This is a genomic window from Mesorhizobium sp. P3_A2 (genome assembly GCF_056403115.1).
Genome location: NZ_JBFUGC010000028.1, coordinates 1 through 14,573, shown reverse-complemented (window position 1 = coordinate 14,573; position 14,573 = coordinate 1). Strand labels below are relative to the sequence as shown.

General features: G+C 58.1%; 17 protein-coding genes, 4 pseudogenes and 1 other annotated feature. Of the genes and pseudogenes, 12 read left to right on the top strand and 9 right to left on the bottom strand.

Annotated features, from left to right (window positions below; genetic code table 11):
• On the top strand, positions 1-667 hold a 667-nt coding region (locus AC1DXM_RS31500), incomplete at its 5' end, for a transposase (protein ID WP_477239418.1).
• Positions 668-806: 139 nt separating this feature from the next.
• Here the strand turns inward: AC1DXM_RS31500 and AC1DXM_RS31495 are convergent.
• Complete coding sequence (locus tag AC1DXM_RS31495) at positions 807-1,307, bottom strand: ATP-dependent DNA ligase (RefSeq protein ID WP_477239416.1); 501 nt, start codon at positions 1,305-1,307, stop codon at positions 807-809.
• 207 nt (positions 1,308-1,514) lie between these two features.
• On the opposite strand from AC1DXM_RS31495, the gene AC1DXM_RS31490 reads away from it, so the two are divergent.
• From AC1DXM_RS31490 to AC1DXM_RS31460, 7 genes and pseudogenes are all read left to right on the top strand, one after another.
• Positions 1,515-1,820, top strand: coding sequence for a hypothetical protein (locus tag AC1DXM_RS31490; protein ID WP_477239414.1), 306 nt, complete (start codon positions 1,515-1,517; stop codon positions 1,818-1,820).
• A gap of 7 nt (positions 1,821-1,827) precedes the next feature.
• Complete coding sequence (locus tag AC1DXM_RS31485) at positions 1,828-2,046, top strand: hypothetical protein (RefSeq protein WP_477239412.1); 219 nt, start codon at positions 1,828-1,830, stop codon at positions 2,044-2,046.
• A gap of 48 nt (positions 2,047-2,094) precedes the next feature.
• Positions 2,095-2,493 (top strand): DUF6894 family protein, encoded by a 399-nt coding sequence (locus AC1DXM_RS31480; RefSeq protein ID WP_477239410.1) that lies wholly within the window; start codon positions 2,095-2,097, stop codon positions 2,491-2,493.
• A gap of 251 nt (positions 2,494-2,744) precedes the next feature.
• Positions 2,745-2,951 (top strand): hypothetical protein, encoded by a 207-nt coding sequence (locus tag AC1DXM_RS31475; RefSeq protein ID WP_477239408.1) that lies wholly within the window; start codon positions 2,745-2,747, stop codon positions 2,949-2,951.
• Positions 2,952-3,000: 49 nt separating this feature from the next.
• Complete coding sequence (locus tag AC1DXM_RS31470; protein ID WP_477239406.1) at positions 3,001-3,279, top strand: hypothetical protein; 279 nt, start codon at positions 3,001-3,003, stop codon at positions 3,277-3,279.
• Between the two features lie 779 nt (positions 3,280-4,058).
• Positions 4,059-4,286 (top strand): hypothetical protein, encoded by a 228-nt coding sequence (locus tag AC1DXM_RS31465; protein WP_477239404.1) that lies wholly within the window; start codon positions 4,059-4,061, stop codon positions 4,284-4,286.
• 512 nt (positions 4,287-4,798) lie between these two features.
• A pseudogene (locus tag AC1DXM_RS31460) lies at positions 4,799-5,317 on the top strand (IS3 family transposase); the annotation flags it as partial.
• Positions 5,032-5,148: a sequence feature (AL1L pseudoknot), on the top strand. (Overlaps the previous pseudogene by 117 nt.)
• 13 nt (positions 5,318-5,330) lie before the next feature.
• Here AC1DXM_RS31460 and AC1DXM_RS31455 read toward each other — a convergent pair.
• Together AC1DXM_RS31455 and AC1DXM_RS31450 are read right to left on the bottom strand one after the other, a co-directional pair.
• Positions 5,331-5,729 (bottom strand): hypothetical protein, encoded by a 399-nt coding sequence (locus AC1DXM_RS31455; RefSeq protein WP_477239402.1) that lies wholly within the window; start codon positions 5,727-5,729, stop codon positions 5,331-5,333.
• A gap of 336 nt (positions 5,730-6,065) precedes the next feature.
• A complete protein-coding gene (locus AC1DXM_RS31450; protein ID WP_477239400.1) occupies positions 6,066-6,230 on the bottom strand; it encodes a hypothetical protein in 165 nt (54 codons plus the stop codon).
• A gap of 745 nt (positions 6,231-6,975) precedes the next feature.
• Here AC1DXM_RS31450 and AC1DXM_RS31445 point away from each other — a divergent pair.
• Positions 6,976-7,102 (top strand): annotated as a pseudogene (locus tag AC1DXM_RS31445) (IS3 family transposase); the annotation flags it as partial.
• Here AC1DXM_RS31445 and AC1DXM_RS31440 read toward each other — a convergent pair.
• Positions 7,086-7,307: pseudogene (locus AC1DXM_RS31440) on the bottom strand (DDE-type integrase/transposase/recombinase); the annotation flags it as partial. The pseudogenes AC1DXM_RS31445 and AC1DXM_RS31440 overlap by 17 nt on opposite strands.
• A 2-nt stretch (positions 7,308-7,309) precedes the next feature.
• On the opposite strand from AC1DXM_RS31440, the pseudogene AC1DXM_RS31435 reads away from it, so the two are divergent.
• A pseudogene (locus AC1DXM_RS31435) lies at positions 7,310-7,570 on the top strand (integrase core domain-containing protein); the annotation flags it as partial.
• Between the two features lie 969 nt (positions 7,571-8,539).
• Here AC1DXM_RS31435 and AC1DXM_RS31430 read toward each other — a convergent pair.
• From AC1DXM_RS31430 to AC1DXM_RS31410, 5 genes are all read right to left on the bottom strand, one after another.
• A complete protein-coding gene (locus AC1DXM_RS31430; protein ID WP_477239398.1) occupies positions 8,540-8,785 on the bottom strand; it encodes a DUF768 domain-containing protein in 246 nt (81 codons plus the stop codon).
• Between the two features lie 2,096 nt (positions 8,786-10,881).
• The gene (locus AC1DXM_RS31425) at positions 10,882-11,103 is read right to left on the bottom strand and encodes a DUF768 domain-containing protein (RefSeq protein ID WP_477239396.1); all 222 of its coding nucleotides are present in this window, start codon (positions 11,101-11,103) and stop codon (positions 10,882-10,884) included.
• A gap of 82 nt (positions 11,104-11,185) precedes the next feature.
• The gene (locus AC1DXM_RS31420) at positions 11,186-11,371 is read right to left on the bottom strand and encodes a hypothetical protein (RefSeq protein WP_477239394.1); all 186 of its coding nucleotides are present in this window, start codon (positions 11,369-11,371) and stop codon (positions 11,186-11,188) included.
• Between the two features lie 230 nt (positions 11,372-11,601).
• On the bottom strand, positions 11,602-12,324 hold the full coding sequence (locus AC1DXM_RS31415; RefSeq protein WP_477239392.1) for a Crp/Fnr family transcriptional regulator: 723 nt from the start codon (positions 12,322-12,324) through the stop codon (positions 11,602-11,604).
• A 139-nt stretch (positions 12,325-12,463) separates the two neighbouring features.
• Positions 12,464-12,655 (bottom strand): hypothetical protein, encoded by a 192-nt coding sequence (locus tag AC1DXM_RS31410; protein ID WP_477239390.1) that lies wholly within the window; start codon positions 12,653-12,655, stop codon positions 12,464-12,466.
• A gap of 349 nt (positions 12,656-13,004) precedes the next feature.
• Between AC1DXM_RS31410 and AC1DXM_RS31405 the strand changes: the two genes are divergently transcribed.
• Together AC1DXM_RS31405 and AC1DXM_RS31400 are read left to right on the top strand one after the other, a co-directional pair.
• The gene (locus AC1DXM_RS31405; protein ID WP_477239388.1) at positions 13,005-13,430 is read left to right on the top strand and encodes a DUF6894 family protein; all 426 of its coding nucleotides are present in this window, start codon (positions 13,005-13,007) and stop codon (positions 13,428-13,430) included.
• A 67-nt stretch (positions 13,431-13,497) separates the two neighbouring features.
• Positions 13,498-13,833 carry a KTSC domain-containing protein gene (locus tag AC1DXM_RS31400; RefSeq protein WP_477239386.1) on the top strand — a complete coding sequence of 112 codons (336 nt, stop codon included), beginning with the start codon at positions 13,498-13,500 and terminating at the stop codon, positions 13,831-13,833.
• The last annotated feature ends 740 nt before the right edge of the window (positions 13,834-14,573 follow it).

Genomic DNA, 14,573 nt, shown 5'->3' with positions numbered 1-14,573 from the left:
GGAGAAGACCGACCGGATCGACGCTGCCGTCATCGCCCATTACGGCGCAGTCAAGAAGACGGTCCCGACGCCACCACCCAGCACTGCCCAGCAGCGCCTTGCTGCGCTGGTTGGGCGGCTTTGCCAGGTTGTCGGCGATGCCACCATCAACAAGCAGCGCAAAAGTGCCGCACGCGATGCCGAGGCATGCGCCAGCATCGAGGCCATGCTGGCTTTCCTCAAGCGCGAGGAGCGGCGCCTGGAAGGCGAGATCGCCTCCATGATCGACGACGATCCGCTGTGGGCCAGGCTGGGATCGACCTTCTGCTCGCTCAAGGGCGTGGCCGGCCGCACCGTCGCACGCCTGATGGCCGAACTGCCAGAGATCGGCCTCATCTCCAACAAGGCCATCGCCAAGCTGGCAGGCCTCGCCCCCATCGCCAACGACAGTGGCAGGCGCGCCGGCAACAGGCATGTGCGCGGCGGGCGCGCCGGGCCGCGTGGCATCCTCTTCATCGTCGCAGCCATCGTGGCCAAGTTCGATCCCCACCTCAAAGCGTTCGCTCAACGGTTGCAGCAGGCGGGAAAGCCCAAAATGCTCATACACATCGCGCTCGCGAGAAAACTTCTCGTCATCCTCAATGCAAAAGCACGCGACGCGAGAAGCGAGTTCGCAAATGCAACTTGACACCCCAGACAGTCGCTCTCCCATTAGGGCAAAGGCCGGTTTACCTGCCTCTCGCTCGACGCCGAGCAGTTCGTATTCGTCAATCGAGTTGCATTTGGCCTTAAGCCAGTTGGTCGACGGGCCACTGCGATATCTGCTGTCAATACGCTTTGAAACCACGCCTTCCAACCCGGCCTGCTCGACCAGGTGCAACACCGCAGAGCCAGCCAGGCAGCGCTTCGCTGAACTGGATGCGACCGCCGATCATTTCGGCCAGGATTTCCCGGCGGTCCCCAAGCGGCATGTCTCGCAGGTCATGGCCGTTGAGGTGCAGCAGATCGAAGGCCACGAAATACAAGTCGTGCTGGCGTCGGGTGATTGCCTTGCGCAACGCCTGGTAGTCCGACAGGCCAGCTTCGTTGAGCACGACTATTTCGCCGTCGATGATGGCGTTGTCGACGCCCAGCCTTTTTGCAGCGCCGGCCAGGTTTCGATATTTCGCCGTCCAGTCATGGCCGTTGCGCGTAAAAATACGGACGTCGTGATCAATGATGATCTGGGAGCGGTAGCCGTCGAACTTCACTTCGTGAATCCAACCGTCGCCCTCTGGAGGCTTCTCCACGAGAGTCGGCATCAACGGCTCGACAAACTTCAAATGCATGCACTGACCCACGCCCCGCGATTCAATTAGACTAAGCTAAAATAGTTCCAAATTTGGAAACTAAAATTTCCGTGGTGCGTTCTGGCGCTCTCAACGATTGCGAGGTCGTGCAATGAGCAACTTTCTCCCCCTTTTCGTGAAGGCGCGCGGCGTGTATTAGCCCGCGCTCATCTTGACGCCGGCGCCGGACGCGCCAGAATCTTAGGTATGGCTCGGGGTAATATCAAAGTAGGTGATGAGGTCGCCGTCACTGCGATTGTGCGCGGCCGGGTGACACCTGATCGCATCAGCGTGACTATCCCCTCCTACAGTTTCCCGCATTCGGTTGTCGATTCGACTTCGAAGGCCGTGGTCGGGCAGCACATGGAACTCACCGGCAAGGTCACACGCGTCGATGGCGACAAGGTCACCATTAGCCTTCGGCCACGTGTGACGGTCGACGCCGAACACGTGAGCCTGGTTGACAGCTATGTGCCTCCCAAGCGGAAGACGCCGCTTGTCGATAAGGCGTAGGCCGAAAATGACCACGCTGTCCGATCTCGGCCCACCAATCCCCGGTAAGCGACACCGCGCCGATCCGGCCGACGAGCGAGACCATTTCTACAACTGCCCGAACTGTGGACAGTTGGTCGACCAGCGCGACGCTCGGCAGGTGTTTTACCACGAAGGGCCTGGGCATAAGCCGCTTGAGCCGGATGGCGTGGCGAAGGTCATCGAATTCCGGCGCCCCAAAGATTAGCCCGAACTAATGCCCGGAACCTTTCGTGCGCGCCCAAGTTCGTTGCCCATGCCGCGCTATTTTTTCGATTTCTGGGAAAACGGAAACCTGATCGCTGACGATGAGGGCTCCGACGTGCCGGATTTCGAAGCGGCAAAAGATGAAGCTGTGGTCGACCTTGCAGAGCTTGCATTGGAGATTTTGCCGGCTGGCGGATCTCACGAGCTGAAGCTCATCGTCCGCAATGAGAACGGCGAGGAGATGCTGGAACTTTCGCTCAATTATCAGGAGAAGCTATTGACCAAAATCATTGACGTGGGCCCTCCGGACCACCAGGGGCCGAAGTCGGACGGTGACGATCGTTTCTACGTTTGCGCTGTTTGCGGGCAGCAGGTCGACCGGCGCGACTTCCGCCAGGTGATGTGGCATGAGCAGCCGGATCACGAGCCGCTGGTATTGGATCAATGAAATGGCGCCGCCTAAGCCCAAAATCAGCAGCGATCCGACATGAGCACACCGGGTCAGACCTAGGTCCTAGACTCAGACAAAAAAGTCCGAGAAGTGGGACGGTAGGGAACGCTTGTCCAACAGCTGAATTGAATGGCGACCGCCGATCAACGTCCCTTCATCGCCGGTCTTTGGTCCGCCGCCTTCCGATCACCACGAGGGCGGCGGAGCATTTTTGCAGTAGTCTCCCATGGCGCCCAGGAGGAACGAAGATGATGAGTGACGTCGAAATTTCGCCAGCCCTCGATACCCGATTGGCCTCGCTCAGGGCTAGGATGCGCGATGCGCGCATCACAGAGGCAGACATCAAGACCTTTCAGAAAGTCGCAACCATCATCGGTGGAGAGAGCGGCCGCATTGACGGCGATGACCTAATTGCAGCTTCTTTCGTCCTCGACGACAAGGCCGATCGCCCATAAATTCACCATGCATCGACAGTGCGCGTGGGTGGGACTCGCGGGGTTTAGGGTGGTTTTCGATAGACTTGAAGCGCTACTAGATGCGGGCGAACCAGAGGCAGCGTTAGCAGAGGCACGCACCCTGGTGCTTGAAATTGAGTGGCGGTCAAACGTGGTCGCGGGCGCAGTCGACGATTTCTTGATCGACCTGATGACCTTGGCGTTCGTCGCCGAAGCGTATGGCAATCACCTTGCCGAGGCGGCTGGCAGGCTCGGCGAAGGCTCTCAAAGTCAGGCTGCTGACTATGACCTGACGCGGCGGATTCGATGGCTAGCCGCCTTTCGTTAAGACCAGCGCGCGTTTCTCGTCGCCCTGTCCTACGCCGCCGAAGCGCCCCGCGGCCGGACAACTATGATGGTGGCCTGCGGTTTTCAAAGATTGCCACACACGTCAGAGACGTGGAGCTTTTGATCAAGCGACCTTCGCGGATCATCATTCGCTTGCAACTAGGGCATTGGACGAGCATATCGTCATCGTCCCGATCTCGTGAAGTATCATATTCGTACCTCCTGCCGGTTCGCGGGAAGCAAGCTGTATGCCACATTAAAGTCTCTTTTCGAAACGCTCGCATGCGATACGGTGCGTTCACTAAATCAAGCGTGGGCAGAACCAAGCCTTCAAAACAGCTTTCGCCGGACGAAATAGAGCGCTTCCTCGTGGAGCAGAGGCGTTGCACAAGAGCATCGTCGGGCCGCGACTAGCGTACACAGCGAGCACTACCGTGCGCTTCGTGAGGTCCACGGACCGCTGCAGAAATCGATCGAGACATCACCGGCAATCGGGCGCCGTTCATCCTGCCGAACATGACAGGGCCGCTGCAGTCTCAGGCAGGACCGCAGGGCCGTCAGTGACGTGCGAGCGCGGCGAGGGACATCGACATCACCAGAGCAACGATGTTGCCAGAATCCCTGCAGCGATCCAAAACCTTTTGGACTTCGGCACGGTCATTCACCCCCGCCGCCGGAGCGGTTTGGCGCGTTCCTGTGGTGCGTTAAAGCAGGGTAAATCCCTCCAGGGGAACAGAAGCCCAAAGCCGCACGTTCTAATGCGATAAAGGAGTAATTAAAATGGCACGCCAAATCGCAATCACCATAGCGCTGCTCATTCATTTTTCAGGTTCGGCATTTGCAGACACCGCCCAATATTGGGTCGCTAAGGATGCCGTTTCGAAGCAGTGCGAGGTGGTTACGAAGGAGCCAGACGGAACCCTCGTCATAGAGCTTTCGAAAACCATATATAAGACTGAGGCGGAAGCGAACGATGCATTGAAAAAGATCCCAGATTGCAAGAAGTGAAAGGACCGCCGGCGCCAAGCATTCAGATGAACCCCGCCGACCAAAGTCAGCGGGGTTTTCGAGTGCCCGCCAGCTCTCCGGCTAACAGCCTTCGGTCGTGGTTTTCATCTGCCCCGGGGCTGCGGACGTGGCGCTGGTAACCTGCTGGCCAGGAGCCGCCTGCGCCAAGACTCGCCCATGAGCTCTGATACCAATGGCACGTCCCGTTCAGTCATGATTCTAATTTGCGGCGTAGGCAACCTCCCGGGCCGTAGCATTTATAGCGTTGTAGATGGGAGACTCAAGTTCGAAGCGGCAGCACTACCGTCGCTTCATCCGTCCTTAGCGCCCACCTGATATCCATCCTGCAACCGGAATGTTCGCACACAATGCAGACCATCAGGCCACGCTCCCGTGTTGGCAGAGCTCGAGCCGCCCTGAACCGCGCCGGGTTGATCGGAGGCTCCAACTCCTGAGAAGGTGGGACAAGCAAGACGACCAACAAGTTCTCTCCCGAGGTCCGAGCCCGTGCGGTGCGGCTGGTTCTGGATCACGAAGGCGAGCATGCCTCGCGGTGGGCGGCGGTGTCGTCGATCGCCGCCAAGATCGGCTGCACGGCGCAGACGCTGCATGAGTGGGTGAAGAAGGCCGAGCGCGACAGTGGCGTGCGAGCCGGTGTGCCTACGGATGTGGCGACGAAACTCAAGGCTTTGGAACGCGAGAACCGCGAGCTTCGCCAGGCCAACGAAATCCTTCGCAAGGCTTCCGCGTATTTTGCCCAGGCGGAGCTCGACCGCCGGTTCAAGCCATGATCGCATTCATTGACGATCACCGCGAGGCGCATGGGGTCGAGCCGATCTGCAAGGTGCTGCCGATCGACCTACCACGACCATGTCGCCAAGCGCATCGATCCCTCCCGGCTGTCGGCTCGGGCGAAGCGGGATGAGGCTTTGAAGGATGAGGTCCGACGCGTGTTCGAGGCGAACTTCCGCGTCTACGGCGTTCGCAAGGTCTGGCGGCAGTTGCAGCGCGAGGGCTTCGATGTCGCCCAGTTGCAGGCACTCGTCAGTGACGGGTTTTCCGATCGCCGACTTTGATCGCTTCGTCGATTTGTTGCCGCAGTCGGGTGAGGTCATCCAGACGAAAATCAAGGGGAAGTTCTGCACCGCTCTCTAATCGCAGAAAGATGGAAACAGTGCCGTCGTCTTTCATCGCCAATTGCGTGCTGGTTACAGCAATGCCCTGCAAGGCCGGAGCCTTATCTGCAGGGAGTGCAGCGACAAGCTTTCCCATCTCGGCGGCGAGTGCGGCGATGGTCATCGGCACGCATTGGGCGGAGAAATCAAGCTGGAATTTCTTTTTGTCGATGAAGCCAAACGTGACTGAGACGGTGCCGGCTGGTGCGTCGACCCCAGATGCTAGGACGACATTCAGCACCGGAGCCTTCATAACGGTCTCTTCCATGGTGGTCCCTCGCTTTGCGGACTGCAGCAGATCACCATCGTAGCGCCGGCACAAGGACTCGCCAGGCGCGGGAAGCGTCCTCATCTGTTTGGCCGATGTGCGAGGCAAAGGAAGGCGCCAAACTGCACAGTGTGATCTTCCCTGGTCACACGGCCGAACAGCCCCTTCAGCAAATGGGCTGCTCCATGAGCCCCACCAGCTGATTCCGGTGGGGCTTACCTTGAGGTGGGTTTCTCGCCGGAACCATTTAAGCGCATGCCCGGTGTACCAGTAATCCGTTGGTGATTATGTCGTTGACAAACGCAAAGTCATAATCAGCCACAGGCCTACACTGATTTAGATCTTAGAAACAGCGGCAACGTGAGGGAGCGACCAAGCCGTCTCTTGGGCGAGGAGCTTCAAAAGCAGGACTCGATTGATCGGGTCTGTTTCCGTTTCAAGCTTCTTTTCGAAGTGCTTGATATTCTCTTGGTTGATGAAATCAGCTTCGCTGATTGGCATAGCGCGCTCCTTTCTGGGAGGCCGCTCGGTTCGGGTGAGGGCAGGCTGACGGCCGCCCAGCCGCCAACCCCGTCGCCGGCTCCCCCAGAAACTGGGGGTTAGCGCCCAGCGAGAGACTAGCACATCTCAAAACGATCAGGCTGTTTATATTCCCGCCAGGTGCAAATGCCGTGGGTACTGTCCGCATGGCGCCGAGCTAACCGCGCGGTCTGCCTTTCGGTTCTGGCGAACTTTCGGCCGGGTGTTCAGACAATTTGGCGGATCGCCGGTCTTTCAGCCAAAGAGTCTTCTTCTTCATTGCCAGTAGCTCCGCTCGATCGTCGTCCGCGCCATGCTTCGCAGCAATCGCATAGTCGGCTCTGTTCGTTCGATAGTCATCTTTCTGCACGGGCATCGTTGTTCCTCCCGTCGCGGCCTTCCCCCTTAAAGGCCCGGCGGAGGCACTAACTGCCGGTGCAGCGCGCGAGTCTACCAATTGGGGATTGTATTAAAATGATACAGGCCAGGTCGGACCCACTGCGCTATCGAAACAGCAAGTAGGCGCCCGTGCCGATCATGTCGCGCTGCCGGGTAGCGCCAGACCGCGCTGGCGAGCATGGAAGCGGTGATGGCGGCGATGTAGGACTTAACGATACAAAGTGAGCGGCCCGTCGAGTGATAGGCACATTCCGTTACCTCACGAGGCCAAGGAGCAATGCCTTCGAGGCCCATGGCCTTCATCAGGCGGGCAACCGTGCAGCGGGCCATCATCCGTGGCAAGCCGATCCGCACCACGGTGAGCGACAAGGCGGCACCATGCCCTCTCGATCACGTCAATCGCCAGTTCCATGCCTCGGCGCCGAACATGCTGTGGGTCTCCGACTTCACCTCCGCCAAGCGCTCAGTGTATCGAATGCTGACGTACTGGTGCCTCTATCGCTGTGATGGATGAGCCCGCCTCCCTGCACGGGCCGCCGATCATGGAGAGCGTGTTCCAGAGGCATGCGCCGTCCGGCTCACCCGCCAGCCGACGATCCGGCGAGCATAGGTGTCGATGACAAAGGCGACATAGACGAAGCCCGTCCAGGTCGCGACGTAGGGCCGGCGTCGAGCCTTCGGTGGGCAGTGTCGGCGATAGCTACGACAATGCTCTCGCCGAAACGATCAACGGCCTCTACAAGGCCGAGATGATTCATCGACGCGGACCATGGCGCTCGTTCGAGGCCGTCGAGTTCGCGACGTTGGAATGGGTCGACTGGTTCAACAATCGCCGGCTGCTGGAGCCCATCGGCAACATCCCGCCGGCCGAAGCCGAGGAACGCTACTATGCCATGCTGGAAGAACCAGCCATGGCCGCGTGACTCAAACGAAACGGCCTCCGGAAAACCCGGGGCGGTTCAGGTATGCCTGCTTGGAATATGTCGCTTGAGCAGTGCCAAGGGCGTGGCGTCGGGCGTATCCCGCAAGATGCACTATGATCGAGCCACAAAAGACGAGAACAGGTGATGTCGAACCAGTGCCAATTCAACTGCGGGTGGCTTTTACGGGCCTCTTGTCACCCACTCCGGTATATAGGATTATTGTCCTCGTTGCGGCGATCCCTTCAAAACGGGGTTCGCTATATGGCAAGAACCAAACCTTCCAAACAGCTTTCACAGGACGAAATCGAGCGCTTCCTCGTTGCAGCAGAGCGCTGCACAAGAGTATCGTCGGGCCGCTCTCGGCGTACCACAGTGAGCACTACCAAGCGCTTCGTGAGGTCCACGGACCGCTGTTGAAGTTGATCGAGACCATCACCGGCAAGAGGGCGCCGTTCATCCAGCCGAACATGACAGGGCCGGTTAGCCGCCTACGGCTGGGTCAGTTGGGTAGATGCGTGAAGTCGTCACGGCTCGCGTGGACTGCAGCTAGCAATTCCTTTTCGTCAACGATGCCTTGTTGAAAATTTGCCAGCACAGCGGACGCCAAGGCCTCACCGTCTACCGATCTGCGTTCTAACTTAGCATGGGCGCATATCCGGTTAAATACGCGCTGACAGGTCGCCAAATCGTCCGGGCTTAGGAACCGACTTTGTGGGATACGTAGCAACTCTGCCTCCCTCAAAATGGGCGAGAGTGCAGTCTAGTCTCCCAAGCGGCGATGCCCCTCACGAGCGCCGACGAAGATAGAATACGCGCTATTGGGCGATTATCGAGTCAATTCCAGGGTAGCGTTTGGCGATCCTTACCCTTGCCTGCCCCCCGATGATCTGTATGGCCAAGCAAGGTACGCACCGCGCAAGCGTTTCATTTCGAAACAACCTTGGTTTGCGGAATCGGCGACGCCACTTATTAGCTCTCGCTTAACTTGACAGTGCCGGCCGCCAAGCCTGGCTCATAGTGCACGATGGCATCGAGGATGACGTGATAGACGCTGTGTACCTCCTCGTAGATCTCTTCCCGTCTGACTCCGACAAACCTGGCGTCGGCAATCAGCTTGCGGATTAGATCATTAACCGAGATGACATCGGCGCCCGCGGTCTCGGGGATATTTTCCGACAGCCATTTGTGAAGGAAGTTGATTCCGCGTGTGCTCATGCCGCCATAAGCTCGCGGATGGCGTTAGGTTCCGGCAGTAAGAACAGGCAGGGCCTTTTAGGTGAACAGCGGGCGCGCCCATGCGAGGGATTACTCAACATTGTTAGCCCTGCTGACTTTACGCATAAGCTGCTTATCCACCCAGTCCTGAATTGGTCGGTCGGGGTTGCGACTACGCCAAGCAACCGGCGCAGTCGAATTTGAACCTAGATGGAGTGCCAAGACTGCGAGCGACGGGAATGTCTTCTTGATCCCGTCGATTGTCACGGTAACCGGAATTAAAACCCCGCTCGGCATTGCCGCTACCCCTCGCGCTGCTCACATGTGCAACTTGGCGCCTTACTTTGTCTGGCACATCGGCCGAACAGATGAGGGCGTCCCGAACGACGCGCGCCGCTTACGCTCGACCGCTGTTAAGCACCGTATGCGGTGGTCTCCTGGCGCCTCGCTGTGGCCTGCAGGCATCGCTTTTCGACACGTTGGCGGAATAGATCGAGTCTCGCGCTGCTTCTCTGCCTCTCGGGCCAACCTGTAATTTTGGCGACGGGCACACGGCAGACCTGATTGCTTGGCGGAATCGCTTGCCGCCGTCCGTTGGCGGCCCAGTTTTGATCTCTCCTGCTTAAAGGCATGACGAAGGTACGTCGAAAAGTCGGCTAGGTCCTTACAGCGGTGGGTCAAATCCGCCGGGCCGGCGCTTAGGCAGGTAAAGCCCCAAGCCCGACTTGCTTACGCGCTGGCACCTGCGTCCTGCCTAATGGCGACAGACATAAGCGAACGAGCGGTGCACTCCGGCTTGGGAAATTCGCACGTATGCATTTTCACCATCCCAAATCGACATTGACCGACCTGTCGCGTTGGACGCCGCCCTAAAAGGCGACGGCGCGACGATCTCCTCGCTGGTCTGCACGGTCTCTCCCAACATTCTCTCGACAATATACTTTGGCATTTCACCATCCGATCTCGATTATGCTCTGCCACCAAAGTCGCCGAGAACCCATGCTCGCTTGGCTGACCGGGATATGATCCTATTCGGGCAGACCTCGCGTCAGCTACTGTTCCATTGCGGACCGGAACTCGCCGGATGTTGGCCCCAACCCCGACTCCCGACGAGCCCATCCCGATTTGTTACACAAATCAGGGCCGGGATTAGCCGGCAATTCCAGACTTGCACGAACGGTGCCAAGTCTTCCCCCGACCACATCAGAGGCCGCGTTGTGTCCGTTAGCCTATTCATTTTGAAGTGGGAGCCGACCGACAAAATGACGGGACTGGACAGCTTTTGAAGCATCCGACATCAACGTGACGGCTGGATGACCATGGGGGGCTAACATACATAGGCCTTCTGATTAGCCGCCCTATAGTGGCCTCCCACGGCAACGCGTCCAAGCCGGGCTTGTGCTTCGCCGCTCGATAAATCTCCTGGGTGACATAACTCCCTCCGGAACCCTGCCTGATACATGCAAAGGGCGCGGCACCCGGAGTATCGCCAGACGACGGCGGGTCTCTTTTATTAGAATTTCTTAACGTAAGACGTCTCGGGAACGGAAAGAGCCTGTTCTACAACACATTATATCGGCGTATGATCCCTTGCCAGCCGGCACCCTCTCCGTCGCCGGTTAGGCCCGGTGGTCAAGAACCCCAAGCCCCCCGCCTTGGCCGCTGGGCCGCTACTAGCCCCGCAAGCGAGCGTTTCCGCGGGGCCCATCCTACGCCGGCGAAGCGCCCCGTGCGTCCTGACGCCCGCCTGTGTGGCGGAGCTAATCAGCCGAGCACCGCTCGTTAGCCGCTTGCAATTTTATGAAAATTAGAACTGCAACCAAGCACGCGTCCTGGAGTTGCATAGGTAAGCGATCGATCTCTCAACGAGTGTTGCACCATAAGGCCAATCTGCCAGGGTCGTATGGCGGACCCCAACCCGCGCGTGGATTCCGCGTACGTTGGGGTGACGGTAGGTTGCGCAGGTTTGGTTTGGGGGCGCGGCCTGCCGTCGCTAGCCATCTGAGCCGCTACAAGTTCATCGACCATAGCACCACCAGGGCCACCACGATGACGACGAAACAAAACGCGACCCAGACGCTGGGCATGGATTGCCTTCACTCTGCTAAGCCGGGATCTTGGTGCACGATCGTGTCCAGAATTACCTCGTAGACGCTCTCCGTGTCTTCCTCGATTTCAACGCTGCTAATGCCGATCGCTTTGGCGTCTGCAAACAGATTTTGAGTCAGCTCGGCAACTGAGAGAATGTCCGCGCTCACCGTCTCGGGTACGTTGCTGGAAAGCCATTTGTGAAGGAAGTTCGTGCCGCGTGTGCTCATGGAGTTCATAAAGCGCCGGCGTATATTAGGTTCCGCTCACAGACATTCCGCTAGGGAAGTACCCAAGGTGAACGAAGGCGTCCTAGAGTCTCACAACCTTATCGAGATGCAAGCGTATCCGCTGCCCTTCTGCGAAGGCTAGGGCGTAGACCTCGATCTCGAATGAACGACAGTCTTCATTCCCGTCCTCTACCACGCGGACGAACCATTCGCCGCAGGCCTCGATCACTTCAACGAAGGTTGGGCTACCACAGTTCGAGCCATCCATGACGGCAGCTCCTGAGGGGCGGGCGGGAGTAGCGAACTCTCAATCGCTGACGCCCACAACTACCAGCCAGCGACTTTGCGATTCATATTCCCGCAGTGCGCGATTTCAACGGGATTCGACTGTACGTTTTTTACCAAGGCCTGCTGTAGTGCTCATACGTCGAACAGGATGGGACGATCCAAAGCCACTGTCGTCAATGGGCGGCAGGCCATAGACGCCAAACGAAAGCTTCAACTTCCGCCGATGTCGCCGACTAGGCGGCTGTACTCGGCCTCGGGCGGTCCATAGCTCCCATTTGCCAAGTCGATCAGACCCTGTCGGTCGCGGATTAAAATTTCGCCACGGTGGGATCGGATGAGCCCGCGCCCCTCCAGCAGTTGAAGCGCTACCGTGACCCCCGGGCGGCGAACGCCGAGCATCAGAGACACGAGGTCGTGTGTAACTGTCAGCTGGCTGCCGTCAACCCTGTCATCACACATGAGCAGCCACCGCGCCAGCCGGTCCTCCAGCTTGGATCGGGCGTTGGCCAACGCCGTGAAACCCGTCTGAATATGCAGAGACTGCACGTAGCGTAGCAGATACAGCCTGAGCGTTGGACTTTCTTTCAGAGCGGAGGTGAAGGCGCCGGCCAAAATCCTGGCAGCTTCTCCGGCCGACTGGACATAGCATTCGTGAATGCTTCGGTCGTCGCCCATCACGAGCGCCGAGCCTGTCATCCCTTCAAAGCCAATAAATCCTACCTCGGCATCGCGCCCGTTCGACGTCTTTGCGACAACAGACGCTATGCCTGCCTCCATGAAATAGACGGCCTCGATAGGCTGTCTCGGAATTTCAAGCGGCGCTCTCAATGCCAATGTGCAACGCTCGATATCCGGTTCGAGACGATCAAAATCAGCGACTGGCATGCGGCGCAGAAGCTCGTTTCGGAACGGGGTATTTCTGGACCCGGTCATTTCATCCCCACCCCACTGTCGAGTGATACAAAATGATCGACATCAACGTTAAGGTCGGAACCAGACATACCAACAGTCCGTACCAATCCGACAATTGCCTGAACTGGCCTTCGGGAGGCGCCACAGGCTTTGCTGATAGTCATTTGCTGATGATCCAGAGGATAAGGTTTGGATCAACGCTTTCCGACCCGGTCAGGTCTCTAACCATTTGCTCCGCAAGATCGACCCAGCGGCTTTCAGGCAGCGAGCCCTCGGCGACCAAGCTCTTGAACGCAGTCCTGATAGTATGAAAATCGAGTGCGTCGACCGACAGTTCGGCTTCGTCAACCATCGTATGGCTCCCACAGGGCGGGAGTACGATGTACACTCTCAAGCGCCAGCGCCCGTTCAGTGGCCAGCGACTTGTCTTTGTACGCTTCTAACCATGGGTTAGCGAGTCAATTCGCCGACCCAAGGTGGCTCGGCTAGAAGCTCTGCTTCGACACCACCCCACCCCTGATAAGCAGAGGAATGACGGCAGAGAACGTGGCATGCGCGACCGAGCCAACTAAGAGTGTACGGAATCGTACCAAATCCGGGGAACATTTTGGGATGACGAAGGTTTTCATCCAGCGTCGGATATGAATTAGGCACACCGGCACCAGAGAGCACGCGACTCCCGTCCTTATTTGGAGTGGTCAATGGCTCGTTATTTTTTCGACTTCGAAGATGGCAAGGATGAAGACGGCATCGTTTGCGAGACGCTGGACGACCTGAGTGTTCAAGCGGTTGATGTGTTACCTGACCTGATCAAAGAGGTTCTGCCTGACGGTTCACGCCGGGCGATGTCGGTGAGAGTTCGCAACGGGCAAGGCGCGTACGTCTTTCGCGCCACCGTGACGTTGGCATCTTCCTGGATTGTTGAAACCGTCGACGGGCTTCAGCAGCCCGGAGGCGACCGTTTGGCTGCTGCGCTATTACGAGCAAAGGCGGAGGTGTCAGCTTTGAGGCGAGGGTTTGCCGAAGACGGATTGTCATCGCAATTGGACGCGTTGGATAGCTTGTTTTCCGTCGCAGAGTCAGAGGTCGACCGGCTAGTCGCCAAGGGCAAGAGAAGAGCTACATGACGCGAATACTCGATGCCGGATTCGCCCATTCTCGGTGCCCCAAGCCTGGGAAATCTGCGGTCAACAGGTGGACCACCGGCGTGATTTCCGCCAAGTGAAGTGGCACGAGCAGTCGGACCACGATCCGCTGGAACTGGACAACTACGAGCGGGGCGGTTGCCGAAGACCCTCAACCATGCCGTCGACCTCGATCAGCAAGTTCGACTTTGACCCAAACACCCGGGTTCTCTCGGTCTGGTTTGTAGCCAGCGGGAAGCACTACGAGTTCTTGGACGTACCGGTTGAGGCCTTTGCCGCGTTTCAATCCGCGTTTGCTAAGGGCCGCCATTTCAACAATCATATCCGTAACAACTACGCATTCCGGCTCGCGGAGGGGAACGCAGGAAGCTCATCGAGCGATTGACATAAGCGGCAAGAGAAAGCCCGACCTGCTGGCTCGCCCAAGCCGCCTAGGCCCGACGGTCAACCCACCACCCCAACGCACTGTCGGGCCGCTTGAACTCTCACCGTGCAGACAGGTTCATGCTTCGCTTCTTTTGTTCAAAAAGTGTGAGCTTGTCCGGATAGCCAAGCCTGATCTTCGCGTCGCATTGGTCGCAGTTGAAGCTCGATATAACCTTGAACCACGAGCCCTTTTTCACCATTACATGGGAACAGTTGGGGCACTCAAATTCCAGGTACTCGTCCTTCAACTCATTCGAAATTGGCATTAAGCCATCTCCCCAATAAAACGACGCGAATGACACTGCCGAACGTAACGCCTCCACAAATGTTCCGCGATCCGACCTCAGCAAAACCGGGCTCAGACCTAGGTCCTAAACCCAGACAAAAAAGTCCGAGAAGTGGGTCGATAGGGAACGCTTGTCCAACAGCTGAATTGAATGGCGACCGCCGATTAAAGTCCCTTCATCGCCGGTCTTTGGTCCGCCGCCTTCCGATCACCACGAGGGCGGCGGAGCATTTTTGCAGTAGTCTCCCATGGCGCCCAGGAGGAACGAAGATGATGAGTGACGTCGAAATTTCGCCAGCCCTCGATACCCGATTGGCCTCGCTCAGGGCTAGGATGCGCGATGCGCGCATCACAGAGGCAGACATCAAGACCTTTCAGAAAGTCGCAACCATCATGGGTGGAGAGAGCGGCCG